General features: G+C 68.5%; 13 protein-coding genes. 2 read left to right on the top strand and 11 right to left on the bottom strand.

Features of this window, described 5'->3' with window-relative positions:
* From secF to yajC, 3 genes are read right to left on the bottom strand one after another with little or no spacing between them, the layout of a single operon-like run.
* On the bottom strand, positions 1 to 972 hold the full coding sequence (gene secF / locus J3P31_RS05895; RefSeq protein ID WP_210527479.1) for a protein translocase subunit SecF: 972 nt from the start codon (positions 970 to 972) through the stop codon (positions 1 to 3).
* A gap of 12 nt (positions 973 to 984) precedes the next feature.
* Positions 985 to 2,646: a protein translocase subunit SecD gene (secD, locus tag J3P31_RS05890; protein WP_210527478.1), complete on the bottom strand. Its 1,662-nt coding sequence runs from the start codon at positions 2,644 to 2,646 to the stop codon at positions 985 to 987.
* 1 nt (position 2,647) lies between these two features.
* Positions 2,648 to 2,932: a preprotein translocase subunit YajC gene (gene yajC / locus J3P31_RS05885; RefSeq protein ID WP_210527477.1), complete on the bottom strand. Its 285-nt coding sequence runs from the start codon at positions 2,930 to 2,932 to the stop codon at positions 2,648 to 2,650.
* A 208-nt stretch (positions 2,933 to 3,140) separates the two neighbouring features.
* Between yajC and serS the strand changes: the two genes are divergently transcribed.
* On the top strand, positions 3,141 to 4,433 hold the full coding sequence (serS, locus tag J3P31_RS05880; protein WP_210527476.1) for a serine--tRNA ligase: 1,293 nt from the start codon (positions 3,141 to 3,143) through the stop codon (positions 4,431 to 4,433).
* A 303-nt stretch (positions 4,434 to 4,736) separates the two neighbouring features.
* Here the strand turns inward: serS and der are convergent, their stop codons facing one another.
* The 6 genes from der to J3P31_RS05850 all read right to left on the bottom strand — a co-directional run bounded on the left by der (position 4,737) and on the right by J3P31_RS05850 (position 12,775).
* Positions 4,737 to 6,224, bottom strand: coding sequence for a ribosome biogenesis GTPase Der (gene der / locus J3P31_RS05875; protein WP_210527475.1), 1,488 nt, complete (start codon positions 6,222 to 6,224; stop codon positions 4,737 to 4,739).
* A 9-nt stretch (positions 6,225 to 6,233) separates the two neighbouring features.
* Positions 6,234 to 7,529, bottom strand: a complete 1,296-nt coding sequence (locus tag J3P31_RS05870; protein WP_210527474.1) for a PQQ-binding-like beta-propeller repeat protein — start codon at positions 7,527 to 7,529, stop codon at positions 6,234 to 6,236.
* 3 nt (positions 7,530 to 7,532) lie between these two features.
* Complete coding sequence (locus J3P31_RS05865) at positions 7,533 to 8,213, bottom strand: tetratricopeptide repeat protein (RefSeq protein ID WP_210527473.1); 681 nt, start codon at positions 8,211 to 8,213, stop codon at positions 7,533 to 7,535.
* Positions 8,214 to 8,321: 108 nt separating this feature from the next.
* A complete protein-coding gene (locus J3P31_RS05860; RefSeq protein WP_210527472.1) occupies positions 8,322 to 9,527 on the bottom strand; it encodes a multidrug effflux MFS transporter in 1,206 nt (401 codons plus the stop codon).
* A 137-nt stretch (positions 9,528 to 9,664) separates the two neighbouring features.
* On the bottom strand, positions 9,665 to 11,491 hold the full coding sequence (locus J3P31_RS05855) for an ABCB family ABC transporter ATP-binding protein/permease (protein WP_210527471.1): 1,827 nt from the start codon (positions 11,489 to 11,491) through the stop codon (positions 9,665 to 9,667).
* Between the two features lie 93 nt (positions 11,492 to 11,584).
* Complete coding sequence (locus J3P31_RS05850; protein WP_210527470.1) at positions 11,585 to 12,775, bottom strand: Ig-like domain-containing protein; 1,191 nt, start codon at positions 12,773 to 12,775, stop codon at positions 11,585 to 11,587.
* A gap of 206 nt (positions 12,776 to 12,981) precedes the next feature.
* Here J3P31_RS05850 and J3P31_RS05845 point away from each other — a divergent pair, with 206 nt between their 5' ends.
* Entirely contained in the window at positions 12,982 to 13,530 is a 549-nt protein-coding gene (locus J3P31_RS05845; protein WP_210527469.1) for an LOG family protein, read from the top strand.
* Here the strand turns inward: J3P31_RS05845 and J3P31_RS05840 are convergent, their stop codons facing one another.
* Both J3P31_RS05840 and J3P31_RS05835 read right to left on the bottom strand, forming a co-directional pair.
* Positions 13,531 to 13,962, bottom strand: coding sequence for a host attachment family protein (locus tag J3P31_RS05840; protein WP_210527468.1), 432 nt, complete (start codon positions 13,960 to 13,962; stop codon positions 13,531 to 13,533).
* A gap of 113 nt (positions 13,963 to 14,075) precedes the next feature.
* A complete protein-coding gene (locus J3P31_RS05835) occupies positions 14,076 to 14,675 on the bottom strand; it encodes a superoxide dismutase (protein WP_210527467.1) in 600 nt (199 codons plus the stop codon).
* Positions 14,676 to 14,686: the final 11 nt, after the last annotated feature.

The following is a 14,686-nucleotide window of genomic DNA, read 5'->3' as shown; positions in this document are numbered from 1 at the left end:
TCAGGCGTCGATGTCGGCGAATTTATTGCTCGAAACCTTCTTCGCCTGTTCGCCGCGCGGCAGGCCGATCCAGAGCACGATGTTCTTGGCGACATAGACCGAGGAGTAGGTGCCGATGAACACGCCGAAGGTCATCGCGAAGATGAAGCCACGGATCACGTCGCCGCCGAAGATCAGCAGCGGAATGAGCGCGAGCAGCGTCGTGCCGCTGGTGACGAGGGTCCGGCCCAGCGTCTCGTTGACGGACAGGTTCATCACGTCGCGGAGCGGCATCGTCTTGAACTTGAGAAGGTTCTCGCGAAGTCGGTCGAACACGACCACCGTGTCGTTCACGGAATAGCCCAGGATGGTCAGCAGCGCCGCCACGATGGTCAGGTCGAACTTCAGCTGGAAGAGCGAGAAGACCCCCGCCGTGACCAGCACGTCATGGATCAGCGCGACCACGGTCCCCAGCGAGTACTGCCATTCGAACCGCATCCAGATGTACAGTCCGATCCCGAAGCAGGCCCCCGCAACCGACAGGAAGGCGGTGCGGACCAGTTCGCCCGAGACCTTCGGCCCGACGGATTCGACCGAAGGGAAGGTGATCGCCGGATCGATGGCCTTGAGGGCGTTCTCGACCGTAGCGATCGTTTCGGGCGTCACGGCCTCGACCCCCTCCTGGGCGGCGATCCGCACCTGCGCCACGTGCTGGTCGGCGCGGAAGGTCGGGTCGAACACTTCGGTGATAGTGACGTCGCCCAGACCGAGACCATCGAGGGCGTCGCGATAGGCGGCCACGTCCACCGGAGCCGTCGATTCGGTGCGGATGGTGGTCCCGCCCTTGAAGTCGATCCCGAAGTTGAACCCCATCGTGGCGATCAGCACGATCGAGGCCACCATCATGACCGCGGACAGCCCGAAGGTGATCCACTGGAGGCGGAAGAAGTCGATATTGGTCTTTTCCGGCGCGAGCCGCAGTCGCCATGCCATGACAGGGCCTCCTTACACGACGATGGTCTTGGGTCTGGTCCGGGCGAACCAGAGGGCGATCAGGACGCGCGACACGTAGACGCCGGTGATCATGGTCGTCACCACGCCCATGGCAAGCGTCACCGCAAAGCCGCGCACCGTACCAGTGCCGACGAAGAACATGATGGCGGCGATGATGAAGGTGGTGACGTTGGCGTCCAGAATCGCGGAGAACGCCTTGTCGAAGCCTTCCTGGACCGCCTTGACCGGCGAGGCGCCGCGACGCAGTTCTTCCCGCATCCGTTCGTAGATCAGGACGTTGGCGTCCACCGCCTGCCCCATCGTCAGCACGATCCCCGCGATGCCGGGCAGCGTGAGCGTCGCGCCCAAAAGCGACAGCGAGGCGAAGATCATCACGATGTTGATGGCCAGCGCCACGCAGGCGATCGCGCCAAAGACGCCATAGGAGGCGATCATGAACAGGACCACCATCACGGCCGCGGCATAGGCCGCGTTCTTGCCGGCCTGGATCGAGTCGGCGCCCAGCTCGGGACCGATGGTCCGTTCCTCGAGGAAGGTCAGCTCGGCCGGAAGGGCGCCGGCCCGCAGGAGAACGGCCAGATCGGTCGATTCCTCGGGCGTGAACTGGCCGGTGATGATGCCGGACCCGCCGGGAATGGCGCTCTGGATGACCGGGGCCGAGATGACCTCGTTGTCGAGCACGATGGCGAAGGGCTCGCCGATATGGGCGCCGGTGTATTCGCCGAAGGCCCGCGCGCCCTGGGGATCGAAGCGGAAGCTCACGGCCGGACGGCCATTCTGGTCAAAGGTCGGCTGGGCGTCGGTCAGATCCTCGCCCGTGACGACGGCGGCGCGGTCGAGGATGTAGTAGACCCCGGGCTCGTCTACCGAGGGCACGAGGATGTTCCCCGCGCCGGGGTCGGCATCCTTGTTCGACGTGCGCTGCACCACGGGCTGGAAGGTCAGCTGCGCCGTGGTGCCGATGATGTCCTTGACCTCCTGCGCCGAGCCGACGCCCGGAACCTGGACCAGGATGCGGTCGGCCCCCTGGCGCAGGATCGTGGGCTCGCGGGTGCCGACCTCGTCGATCCGGCGGCGCACGATCTCGAGTGCCTGCTGCACCGTCCGGTCGTCCGTCGCGGCGCGTTCGGCCTCGGACAGGTTCACGATCAGCAGATCGTTCTGCGCCCGCACCTCGATGTCGGAGCTGCCGCCGCCCGACAGGCTGGCCACCGGTCGGGCGAGCCCGCGCACGATCTCGAGCGCGCGGGCGGCGCCCTCGGGCTTGGAGATGCGGACGTGAAGCTCGGAGGGGGGGCCATCCTCGCGGGTCACGAAGCCCACGGTGTCACGATCGGCCGCAAGGGCGTCGCGGATCACGGGCCAGAGCGAATCCATGCGCGAGGCGTAGACGTCGGACACCTGCACCTCGGCGAGAAGGTGCGCCCCGCCACGCAGGTCGAGGCCCAGGTTGATGAGGCCGGAGGGCAGCCAGGACGGCCAGAGCCCAGCGTCGGCTTCGAGTTCGGGGCTCGTCAGCCCTTGCGCGATCGAGGCCCTGGCGTCGTTCGCCACCTCGACACGGCCATAGAACATGTTGGGCAGCGCCAGGAGGATCGCCGCCACCGTGGCCAGGGCTACGAGCAGCCGCTGCCAAAGGGGGATGAAGATCATGTCAGGCTTTCGCCGGCTCGGTCTTGCTGAGCACGCTTTGGATGGTGTTGCGGACGACGCGGACGTTCACGCCGGGGGCGATCTCGACCTCGATCTCGTTCTCGGTGTCCTTGACCTTGGTGACGCGGCCGATCAGCCCGCCCGAGGTCACGATCTGGTCGCCCCGGCGCAGGGCCGCGACCATGGCCTGGTGATCCTTCAGCTTCTTCTGCTGCGGGCGGATCAGCAGGAAATACATGATAAGGAAGACGAGGATCAGCGGAACGAGGGATGCGATGCCTTCCATGGCGGTCCTTTGGATTGCGGACGGGGGAAGGGCCCCCCTGAAAAGTCGCGGCAACATAGGGGCGGACCCCCCGCTTGTCCACCGCACCAAGGCGTGAGGGGCCGGGTGGTGCGCCGATGGGACGCGGGGGGCGGTCCGCCGCGCCTCCCCTTCCCCCCATCTCCCCGATCCGGCATAGGGAGGCGGACCATCCGAGGGGACGAGGCCCATGCACGACATCCGCGCCATCCGTGAGAATCCGGCCGCCTTTGATGCGGCCCTGTCGCGTCGCGGCCTGTCCCCGGTATCTCCGGCGATCCTGGCCCTGGACGAGGCCCGCCGCGCCCGGATCCTGGAGGCCGAGACAGCGCAGGCCGACCAGAACCGCGCCTCCAAGGAGGTCGGAGCCGCCAAGGCCCGGGGTGACCAAGCCGAGTTCGAGCGGCTTCGCGCCCTCGTGGCCGAGAAGAAGGCCGAGGTCGCGCGTCTGACGGAGGACGCCAAGCAGAAGGACCGCGAGCTGGAGGACATGCTCCTGCTCGTGCCCAACCTGCCCTACCCCGACGTGCCCGATGGCGCCGACGAATCCGACAACGTCGAGATCCGCCGCTGGGGCACGCCGCGCGCGTTCTCCTTCGCCCCGCGGGAGCACTTCGATCTTCCCGCTGCGAAGCCCGGCATGGACTTCGAGACCGCGGCCAAGCTTTCGGGCACCCGATTCGTCCTGCTGTCGGGCGCAATGGCGCGGCTCCAGCGGGCGCTCGCGCAGTTCATGCTCGACCTCCATGTCGAGGAGCATGGGCTGGCCGAGACCTGGACACCGGTGCTCGTGAAGCCCGAGATGATGGTCGGGACCGGTCAGCTTCCGAAGTTCGGCGAGGATTCCTACCAGACCACCAACGGCTGGTGGCTGGTTCCCACGGCCGAGGTGACGCTGACCAACATCGTGAACGATTGCATCCTCGACGAAGGCGACCTGCCCCGCCGCTACGTCGCGCATACGCAGTGTTTCCGATCCGAGGCCGGCAGCGCCGGTCGGGACACATCGGGCATGCTCCGCCAGCACCAGTTCGAGAAGGTGGAGATGGTCTCGGTGACCCGGCCCGAGGAATCGGACGCCGAGCACGCCCGCATGACCCGGTGCGCGGAAACGGTGCTGGAGCGACTTGGGCTGCCCTATCGCACCGTCGTCCTTTGCGCCGGCGACATGGGCGCGGGCGCGCGCCGCACGCATGATCTGGAAGTCTGGCTACCGGGGCAGAACAAGTATCGCGAAATCAGTTCGGTTTCGACCTGCGGGGACTACCAGGCCCGTCGCATGAACGCCCGCTACCGCCCGCAGGACGGGGGCAAGCCGCAGTTCGTGCATACCCTGAACGGCTCGGGCCTTGCGGTCGGGCGCACGCTGATCGCCGTGCTCGAGAACGGGCAGGACGAGGATGGGTCCGTGTCCCTTCCCGAGGCGCTGTGGCCCTATCTGCGGGGTGCAACCCGGATCACGGCAACCGGCACGCTGGCCTGAGGGCGGGTCTTCGGCCCAAGGCGGCGGTCCGCGGGTGAGGCTCGGGCGCCCGGCTCGCGGGCGATGCTGGCCGGGGCGTGGTCCTTGACTGCGGCGATGCGCCCGGATGGCGGCGCGGGGCGCCAGATCCTTGGCGGTCTTGCCCCGGGCCGCGGGATTGGCCGACTCCCTAACGGATCGGGGTATCTCCCGACACCCACGGGCAGACCCCGCCGGAACGGCGTTGCTGATGCGACGTCGGGGCCGGCTGAGACGAACCTGTGCCCCAGACCCATCCTGTCGCCGCCGACGGCCGAGGCCCGATCAGGGCCGTTCGTTCTTCAGGTGCTTGGTCAGGGCCGTCACCCGCGGCGCCTTTCGGCCCTTGAACGGGTTCTTTTCGGACCGGTCCCGCAGCAACAGGCGGATCGGCGTTCCGTCCAGGTCGAAGGCGCCCCGCAACCCGTTGACCAAATAGCGTTCGTAGCTCGCCGGAACCTCGTCTGGATGGGTGGACATGATCACGAAGGCCGGCGGCCGGGTCTTCACCTGTGTCATGTAGCGCATCCGGATCCGGCGCCCGCCAGGGGCTGGCGGCGGGTGCGCTTCGGTCATGCCCATGAGCCAGCGGTTCAGCTGCGCGGTCGAGATGCGACGGTTCCATACTTCATGGGCGCGGAGGATCGCCGCGTGCAGACGGTCGAGCCCACGTCCGGTCCGGGCCGAGACGGTGACGAGAGGCGCCCCCCGGAGCTGGGGCAGCAACCGCTCGAACGCCTCCTTGAGCGCCTGGAGCCGGGCTTCGCGGTCGGATGCGAGATCCCATTTGTTCACCGCGATGACGACCGCCCGACCCTCCCGTTCGGCGAGGTCGGCAATGCGGAGATCCTGCTGCTCGAACGGGGTATCGACGTCCAGGAGGACCACGACGACCTCGGCAAAGCGCACGGCGCGGAGGCCGTCCGATACGGAGAGCTTCTCCAGCTTGTCCTGCACCTTCGCCCGCTTGCGCATGCCGGCGGTGTCGAAGATGCGGACCGGGGTTCCCTCCCAGGTGGTCGGGATCGAAATCGCGTCGCGGGTGATTCCGGCCTCGGGTCCCGTCAGGAGCCGCTCCTCGCCGAGGATCTGGTTGATCAGGGTGCTCTTGCCCGCGTTGGGCCGGCCGACCACGGCGATCTGGAGGGGCCGCTTCTCGGTCGGCCGCCAGTCCTCGGAAGGCGCACCCTCGTCCTCGTCGGTCTCCTCACCGGACCAGCCCAGGTCGACATCCGTCTCGGGGGCCAGCTCGGCGGCTTCGGCCTCGCGCGCCTCGAATTCGTCGGCGATCGGCATCAGGGCTGAAAGAAGGTCTTCCATGCCTTCGCCATGTTCGCCGGACAGGCGGATCGGCTCGCCCAGGCCCAAGGAGAAGGCTTCGAGGTAGCCCCCTTCGCCGGCCCGTCCTTCCGCCTTGTTGGCGGCGAGAATCACATGCGCGTTCTTGCGGCGCAGGATATCGGCGAACACCTCATCGGTCGGGGTGACGCCCTGGCGCGCGTCGATCAGGAACAGGCAGACGTCGGCCTCTTCCACGGCGCGCTCCGTCAGGCGGCGCATGCGCCCCTGGAGGGAGTCGTCGGTGGCCTGTTCCAGCCCGGCGCTGTCGATGACGGTGAAGCGCAGCGGCCCCAGCCGGGCCTGCCCTTCCCGCAGGTCGCGCGTGACCCCCGGCTGGTCGTCCACCAGCGCAAGCTTCTTGCCCACGAGGCGGTTGAACAGGGTGGACTTGCCCACGTTGGGGCGCCCGACGATGGCGAGCGTGAAACTCATGCGAGGTCCTTAGCGGAAGGCGTTGAGGCGCCCGTCCTCGGTGACGATGTAGAGCGTGGATCCCGCGACGACAGGGGCCGAAGCCGCGCCAGAGGGCAACGCAACATCGCCCAAGGCCGAGCCGGTGGTCGGATCGAACTGGCGGAGCGCGCCGTCCGTGCTGGCGACGATGAGCCGTCCGCCCGCGAGGACGGGGCCAAAGAAGGCGGTCACGCCCCGACGATGCTCCGCACGCGGCAGGGGCACGCGCCAGATCACGCCGCCGGTCGAAGCCTCCACGCGAAGAAGCTCGCCCAAGTCGTTGACCAAGAACACCGAGTCGCCGGCGGGCCAGACCGGGGACTGCGCGCCTTCCGGGATGGACCAGAAGGTCTCGCCGGTGGCCGTGTCCAGCGCGGCGAGACGGCCCGAGTAGTTGCCGACGTAAACGGTGGACCCCGCGAGCACCGGGTCGCCGCCGATCTCGGTGGCCGCGTAGCCGGCCGCCGAGCCGGGCCGCGTGCCGGACACGAGGCTTGTCCACCGGACAAGACCACCCTCCGGGAAGACCCCTCGGACCTCGCCCGACGGATGCGGCAGCACGACGATGTCGCCGCGTGCCGCGACCCCGGCGCCGCCAGCCCAGGTCGCCGTGGACGGGAGGCCCTGCACCTGCCAGCGGATCCGGCCGGTCGAGGTCTCGAGCGCCCAGGCGCGGCTGTCGCGTGCCACCATGAGGACCAGGTCACCAAGGACCGTGGGGGCCGAGGATCCCGGCGCGTCGAGATCCTGGGTCCAGCGGACGGCCCCCGTGGATGCGTCGATGGCGCTCAGACGACCGTAGCCCGTGCTGGCGTAGATGGTGGCCCCATCGGTCGCGAGACCGCCGCCCGACGCGTCGGCCCGCTCGTCCGATGGCGGACGGACGTCGCGCGTCCAAAGCAGGGCGCCGGACGTCGAGAAGGCGCTCACGACCGAGCGCGCGTCGAGCGTGAAGATGCGGCCACCTGCAACGACCGGCTCGGCGGTGATGCGGGAGCGGCGGGTGTCGCCTTCTCCGACCGGGACCGAGAAGGCCAGCGCCAGCGTAGCCGGCAGGGCCGGGTGGCCGCCGACATGCGCCGGCCCGCCGTTCCGGTGCGTCCAGTCCGCGTTCGCCGTAGCAGGTGGTAATGCGAGCCCGCGCGGCCCTGCGACCGGCACCGCGTTCGAGAACGTTCCAGCCCGCAGCGGCAGACGTTCGCCCGGCAGGATCTCATCGGGCGCGCCGCAGGCCGACAGCAAAAGCGCGCCAAGAAGGGTGGCACCCAGGCCCTTGTTCCGCATGTCTTATTCTCCGGTCGGCGCCGGAAGCTCAGCCGCGGGCGCGGCATCCTCCGGTGGGACACCCAGAGCGGTCAGAAGGGCTTCGACCCGCCCGAGTTGCGTCGAGGTGACGCCCGCATCCTCGCGGATCGTCTGCAGGTTGGCGATGGCGGCGTCCCGCTGATCCTGGTCGAGCTGGACCAGGGCGAGCTGTTCCAGCGCCAGCAGGCGGAACGGCGCGCCCGGCGCGGCCAGCGCCTCCAGGGCGGCGGGATCCGCCGAGTCGCCTTGGGCGATCAGCGCCTTGAGCGATGCGAGATCCCGGTAGAGCGGGGGCACGGTCCCATCGGCGGCCACGGCGTTCAACGTGGCAGCCGCAGCCTCGGCGTCGCCAGCCGCCTGCTGCTCGGAGGCGAGAAGCAGGGCGGTCACGACACCCTGGTCGCCCTGATGAGGAAGTTCGGACAACGCGGCCAGGCGATCCCCAGGCTCGCTGGTCTCGAGGGCCGTCAGGATCGCGTCGCCACGGAACTGCGCGGCGGCTTCGGTCCGGGACCGCTGCCATTCCATCCAGCCGGCCCCCCCGACGATCGCCAGGACGAGCAGCGCCGCGAGCCAGCCCCAGCGCCGGAACCACAGATTGATCCGGTCGCGACGTACGGCCTCGGAGACCTCGTCGATAAAGCTTTCGTTGGTGTTCGCCACTGCGGACCTCCCCTTGGCCCATGGTCTAGGGGCACCGTGGGCGGGCCCGAAGTCCCGCCCGTCATAGCCCGGCAATGTCGGGGCTGCCAAGCCCCCCGGGCCCCTGGATCACCCCTCGGCGGGCAGGGCCAGGGCCGGCACGCGTCGCAGGACGGCCAGCCCGATCACCAGCGCCATCACCGCGCAGAACGCGATGGTCGCCACCATCGGAAGCGGGGTGCCGTCGAAGAATGGCCCGGTCAGCGCCACGAGCAGCGCGCCCGTGACCATCTGGAACGTTCCCCCCAGCGAGGATGCGAGGCCCGCGATGTCGCCGTGCTCCTCGAGGGCCATGACGAAGGTCACCGGCATCACGAGCCCCATGAAGGCGTTCCCGACGAACAGGCAGGCCATCAGCGTCGCCAGCGTTCCCATCCCGGCCAGGGTGAGGCTGAGCAGCACGAGGTTCGCCGCCGCGAAGCCCCACAGCGCCGCCCTCATCACCGGCATCATCCCGAACCGCTGGCCCAAGGGTGCTGCCACCTGCGACGCAGCGAAGAAGCCCAGGGCGTTCAGCGCGAAGGCAAAGGAGAATTGCGTCGGCGTCAGGCCGAAGGTCTCGGTATAGACGAAGGAGGCCGAGGCGATGAAGACGAAGAAGCTCCCGAAGCCGAAGGCCCCCACCAGCGTCAGCCCCATGAAGCTGGCCGACCCGAGAAGGCGGCGGCAGCCGGACACCATGGAACGAAGGTTGACCGGGACGCGATGCTCGCGCGGGAGGGTTTCGGGCAGGCCGAACACCGTCACGAGGAGGCTCATCGCGGCCACAAGGACCAGCACCCCGAAGATCAGGCGCCAGCCGCCGAACTGGAGCACCAGGGATCCGGCCAGCGGGGCGAGCATGGGAGACACCGAGATGACGAGCATGACCAGAGCCATCAGGCGCGTCGCCTCGATCCCCGTGTAGCGGTCGCGGACCACGGCGCGCGGGACCACCCCGACCGAGGCGCCGCCCACCCCTTGGATGAACCGTGCCGCGACGAGCCACTCCACCGTCGGGGCCAGCGCGCAGCCGATGGATCCGATCGCGAAGAGCGAGATCCCCAAGATGAGCGGGAGCTTGCGGCCATAGGCGTCAGCCATCGGCCCCCAGACGAACTGGCTGATTCCGAAAGCCAGGAAATAAAGGGTGATCGTCATCTGCACCTCGGTCTCGGCGGCGCCAAGGCCAGCCCCGATCTCGGGCATCGCGGGCAGGTACATGTCGATCGAGAACGGCCCGATGGCCGAAAGAAGTCCAAGCACGAGCGCCGTGCGGAACAACGAGGAATGCATGGGGTGCTCCCCTGAAAAAGTCGTGAACAGAATGTGAACGGATGAGCGCTGAGTAACCGCTCACGACTTCGTTGGCAACCTGATTTCCACTTGGACCCGGGGGCGGTCGTCCACGGTGCAGGTCCTTGTTGGTGGACTCAGGCGGCAATGTCCTCGTCAAGGCTCTGCCGCGACCAGAGTTCCGCATAGCGGCCCCCTCGCGCGAGGAGCGCCTCGTGGCTGCCTTCCTCGATCACCCGCCCCTCCTCGAGCACGACGATGCGGTCGGCGTCGGCGATCGTGGACAGGCGGTGGGCGATGACAATGACGCTGCGGCCGCGGCCCATGGCGCGCAGTTCCTCCTGGATGTCGGCCTCGGTCGCGGTGTCGAGCGCGGAGGTCGCCTCGTCGAGGATCAGGATGGGCGGGTCCTTGAGGAGCGTGCGCGCGATGCCGACGCGCTGCTTCTCGCCGCCCGAGAGCTTGAGGCCGCGTTCGCCCACCTGGGTCTGATAGCCCTGCGGCAGGCGCTGGATGAAGTCGTGGATGCGGGCAGCCCTTGCCGCGGCCTCAATCTCGGCCTGGGTGGCGCCGTCCTTGCCATAGCCGATGTTATAGCCGATCGTGTCGTTGAACAGCACCGTGTCCTGCGGCACGACGCCGATGCTGGCGTGCAGCGAGTCCTGCGTCACGTCCCGCAGGTCCTGGCCGTCGATGCGGATGGCGCCGCCCGTCACGTCATAGAACCGGAACAGCAGGCGGCCGATGGTGCTCTTGCCCGCGCCGGACGATCCGACCACCGCGACCTTGTGGCCCGGCGGCACGCGGAGGTTCAGCCCCCTGAGGATCGGACGCTCGGGGTCGTAGCCGAACTCGACGCGGTCGAAGACGATCTCTCCGGCCGTGACCTGAAGCACCTGGGCGTTTGGGCGGTCCGTCACTTCGGCCGGCTGCTCGAGAAGGTTGAACATCTCGTCCATGTCCACGAGAGCCTGCCGGATGTCGCGGTACATCGACCCGAGGAAGTTCAGGGGCGTCGTGATCTGGATCATGTAGGTGTTGACCATGACGAAGTCGCCGACGGACAGCGTGCCGGCCTGCACCCCGCGCGCCGCGAGCACCATGACCGCGATCAGCCCGAGGTTGATGAGCAGCCCCTGCCCCAGGTTCAGGTAAGCCAGCGAGTTGCTGGTCTTGACCGCAGCCTCGGCATAGGCGGCCATCGCGACATCGTAGCGCCGCGCCTCCCGGTCCTCGGCCGAGAAGTACTTCACCGTCTCGTAGTTGAGGAGCGAGTCAATGGCCCGCTGGTTGGCGCGGGTGTCCTGTTCGTTCATCTCCTTGCGGATCTTCACGCGCCATTCGGTCACCGCAAAGGTGAACCAGACGTAGGCGACGATGGTGACCGCCACGATGAACAGGTACCAGGCATCGAACAGGAACCAGAGCATCCCGGCCGTGAGCGCCAGTTCCAGCACCAGCGGCCCAAGGGAGAAGACGAGCAGGCGCAGCACGAAGTCCACGCCCTTCACGCCCCGTTCGATGATCCGGCTCAGCCCGCCGGTCTTGCGGGTGATGTGGTAACGAAGCGAGAGCGCGTGGATGTGCCGGAAGGTTTCCAGCGCGATGAGGCGCAGGGCCCGCTGCCCGACCCGGGCAAAGACCACGTCACGGAACTGCTGGAACGCCACGGTCAGGACCCGCGCCATGCCATAAGCGAGCGTGAGCCCGATCGCGCCGAGCGCGAGCGCGCCGCCCGGCACGGTTCCCGCCTCGGACAGCGAATCGACCGCCCAGCCATAGACCACGGGCGTGAGCACCGTGATGATCTTGGCCAGCACGAGAAGGGCGACGGCCACGGTGACGCGGCGCTTCACCCAGGGGTGCCCCTCGGGCCAGAGATACGGGGCCGTCCGCTTCACCGTGCGCCAGTTGGTGGCGCGGTCGGCGCGGAGGGCTTCGTCGGTCACGGAAAGGCGGCGCATGGCTGGGTCCTGGCTTTGCAGCGGTGGACCCTAGCGCGCGAGTGCGGCAATGGCGAGGGGGGCGGTCGCGGCCTGCCCATCCGGGCAGGTCCCCTAGCGTTCGTTCGTCGTCGGAAGGACGAAGACCTGGCCCGGGTAGATCAGGTCGGGATCGCGGATGCGGTCGCGGTTCGCTTCGAAGACGCGCACGTACATCAGGGGCTCGCCATACCGTTCACGGGCGATGGCCCATAGCGTGTTGCCCGGCTGGACGGTCCGCATGGCCACCGAGGAGCCGACCACCTCGGCCTCGGCCATGACGGCGGCGATGTCGGCCCGCTCCTCGCGCTGGAAAGGGGTCTCGATCCGGCTTACGACCTGCCCTGCGGGGTTGAGCTGGTCGACGCGCAGGGTGTAGACGCCCGGCGCCGTGCCGGGGAGTCCCAGTTGCCATCCCCCGTCGGAGCCGATGGGCGCCTCGGCCACAGGCCGGTTGTCGAGATAGAGCCGCACAGCCCCATCCGCCGCGCCAGCCCCCCGCCCGGCGACGGTCACTTCGCCGGAGCCGTCGTAGGTGATGGCATCGAGCGCCACCGTCGCCAGAAGCTCGGCCCCCGCACCGGGCGCGAGGGCAGGCTGAAGGACGCGTACGCCGTCCTCGTCCGAAAGGAGCACCGGAGGCTGCGCCGCGGCCTCCACCGAAGGAGCCGCGAGCCCGGGATCAACGGCGGGCGGCGGAGCCATCGCCCCCGTCGGGCCGAAGGCATCGGCGCCATCGCTGGACGCGATCGCGGGGGCCTGTGCGCGGCCCGCATCAAGCGCGCGTTCCGTCGCAGCGTTCCCGGTCTCTCCGTCGACATCCGGGGGAGGCTCGGGCTCTGCAGAAGGTGGCGCCTGTCCGTCCGTCGTAAGAGGTGCCGCTGTTCTTGCGGTGGCCTCCATCCCGACCATGGGCCCGGCGGTCGGGCCGGGCGCGGCGTTGCGCGGCGTCGGCGCGACGATCACCGTCTGCTCGGAGTCTTGGCCCGCCTCGTCGCGGAGCGAGAGGGTGCGGGGAAGGTCCGACGGGGCGAGGTCCACGAAAGCGACGAACCGCCCGTCCTGGTCGGCCGTCGCCTCGGCGGCAACATCGTCATCGGACAGAATGACGATCCGACCCCCAGGCTCGGCCTGCCCGGCGACAAGGCCGCGTCCATCCGGATCGACCCGTACGGTGTCGAAGCTTGGCCCCAGGGTCGCAGGGACGGGATCGATTTCCGGAACGGCGGCGCGGCCTTCCCCGAGGCCGGGCATGGCGGCGTTCATGGCTTCCTCATGGGGGAGCAATCGAGGCAGCCCGAAAATGACCGCGACCGAGAGGAGGCAGGCGCCCCCCAGGGTCGCAAGCCCGACTCGCAGCCCGCTGCCGTCCACCACGGCGCCGTCCTCCTGACCTCACGGGAACGCCCCGATTGGACGGGACCATAGCACTCGGCTACATACGGTCAAAATTTCTGTGCAGGAGTCCGGACTTGCCCGCTTCCGTCTGTGTCTATTGCGGCTCGCGCGACGGGCGCGATCCGGTCTACGCCCATGCTGCCGAAGCGACGGGCCGGATGCTCGCCACCCATGGCTGGGGCCTGGTCTACGGGGCGGGCGACGTCGGTCTCATGGGCCGGGTGGCGCGCGCGCACCAGGCCGCCGGGGGCCGGGCGCTGGGCGTGATCCCTGGCCACCTTTTTCCGCGCGAGGTGGCCCGGCAGGACCTGGATCGGCTCGTCGTCACCGAGACGATGCACGAGCGCAAGAAGGTCATGTTCATGAACGCCGACGCGATCGTCGTGCTCCCGGGCGGGGCCGGGTCGCTGGACGAATTCTTCGAGGTGCTCACCTGGCGCCAGATCGGGCTGCACGCCAAGCCCATCTACCTCCTGAATGTGGGTGGCTACTGGGAGCCGCTCCGCGCCCTCCTCGACCATGTGGTGGCCGAGTCGTTCGCGGAGCCGTCGCTGAACAGTTTCGTGACCTTCGTCCCGGACGTGGAGGCCCTGGGCGCCGCCCTGCGGACCAGCCTATCCTGATCAGGCGCTGGTCAGCTCCTGGGAGACGATCCGCTCGATCTGGTCCACGGGATGTCCGGTCAGCGTCTTGTGGATCTCGCCGACCACGCGGTCGGTGACCTCCTTGTGGAGCTTGGCGCGCAGGGTGCCGATATGGTTCGGCCCGGCGACGAGCACGAGCTTGTCGAACTTGCCCTGATGGGCGGACTTGTAGAGCTGCGCGGCCAGATCCTCGACGAACCGATGCTCGTCCGACCGATGGGTGTCCGACGTCGATCCCGTTGCGGGCTCGGTCCGCTTCACCCCGCGGGCCACATCCTCGTCGGGGGTCTCGGCGTTCTCCTCCTTGCGGACGATCCGGAGGTTCGGGTCCTGCCCGTCGGTGATGTTCTCGAAGATCAGGGCCTTCGTCCCGTCCAGGACCAGGACCCAGGTGCCGTTCTCAAGCTGCATCTCGCTTCCTCCGTTAGACGGAAGCAAAACTGGCCCCGAAAGCGCTGGGTTCCGAACGGCGAACGGCCCGGCGGTTCCCCACCGGGCCGTCGGACCTGCAAGGCCAGAGGCTCCTACATGCGCGAGGCGACGTTTTCCCAGTTCACCAGCTTGTCGAGGAAGTTGGTGAGGTAGACCGGGCGCTTGTTGCGGAAGTCGATGTAGTAGGAGTGTTCCCATACGTCGCAGCCCAGCAGCGCCGTCTGCCCGAAGCAGAGCGGGTTCACCCCGTTCTCGGTCTTGGTGATCTTGAGGCTGCCGTCCTTGTCCTTGACCAGCCACACCCAGCCCGAGCCGAACTGGCCCACGCCCGCGGCGTTGAACTGGGTCTTGAAGTCCTCGACCGAGCCGAAGGACTCGGTGATGGCGCGCTCAAGCTCGCCGGGGATGCGCGATTCGCCGGGGGTCATCCACTGCCAGAACTGGTTGTGGTTCCAGTGCTGGGACGCGTTGTTGAAGATGCCGTTCTGCGCGACGGCGCCGGGCTGGTAGGTGCCGGCGACGATCTCCTCGAGCGACTTGTTCTCCCACTCGGTGCCGGCGATCAGCTTGTTGCCGTTGTCCACATAGGCCTTGTGGTGAAGGTCGTGGTGGAACTCGAGGGTTTCGCGGGACATGCCCTTCGATTCAAGCGCATCGTGCGGATAGGGCAGATCGGGAAGGCTGAAGGCCATGGCGCGGCTCC

The organism is Rubellimicrobium arenae (genome assembly GCF_017916275.1).
GTDB lineage: Bacteria > Pseudomonadota > Alphaproteobacteria > Rhodobacterales > Rhodobacteraceae > Rubellimicrobium > Rubellimicrobium arenae.
This window is presented reverse-complemented; position numbering and strand designations above follow the sequence as displayed.

Bases quoted from the DNA above. Each gene is read 5' to 3' on its own strand.
- secF (WP_210527479.1), bottom strand. From the start codon at position 972: ATGGCATGGCGACTGCGGCTCGCGCCGGAAAAGACCAATATCGACTTC.
- secD (WP_210527478.1), bottom strand. From the start codon at position 2,646: ATGATCTTCATCCCCCTTTGGCAGCGGCTGCTCGTAGCCCTGGCCACG.
- yajC (WP_210527477.1), bottom strand. From the start codon at position 2,932: ATGGAAGGCATCGCATCCCTCGTTCCGCTGATCCTCGTCTTCCTTATC.
- serS (WP_210527476.1), top strand. From the start codon at position 3,141: ATGCACGACATCCGCGCCATCCGTGAGAATCCGGCCGCCTTTGATGCG.
- der (WP_210527475.1), bottom strand. From the start codon at position 6,224: ATGAGTTTCACGCTCGCCATCGTCGGGCGCCCCAACGTGGGCAAGTCC.
- J3P31_RS05870 (WP_210527474.1), bottom strand. From the start codon at position 7,529: ATGCGGAACAAGGGCCTGGGTGCCACCCTTCTTGGCGCGCTTTTGCTG.
- J3P31_RS05860 (WP_210527472.1), bottom strand. From the start codon at position 9,527: ATGCATTCCTCGTTGTTCCGCACGGCGCTCGTGCTTGGACTTCTTTCG.
- J3P31_RS05855 (WP_210527471.1), bottom strand. From the start codon at position 11,491: ATGCGCCGCCTTTCCGTGACCGACGAAGCCCTCCGCGCCGACCGCGCC.
- J3P31_RS05850 (WP_210527470.1), bottom strand. From the start codon at position 12,775: ATGAACGCCGCCATGCCCGGCCTCGGGGAAGGCCGCGCCGCCGTTCCG.
- J3P31_RS05840 (WP_210527468.1), bottom strand. From the start codon at position 13,962: ATGCAGCTTGAGAACGGCACCTGGGTCCTGGTCCTGGACGGGACGAAG.
- J3P31_RS05835 (WP_210527467.1), bottom strand. From the start codon at position 14,675: ATGGCCTTCAGCCTTCCCGATCTGCCCTATCCGCACGATGCGCTTGAA.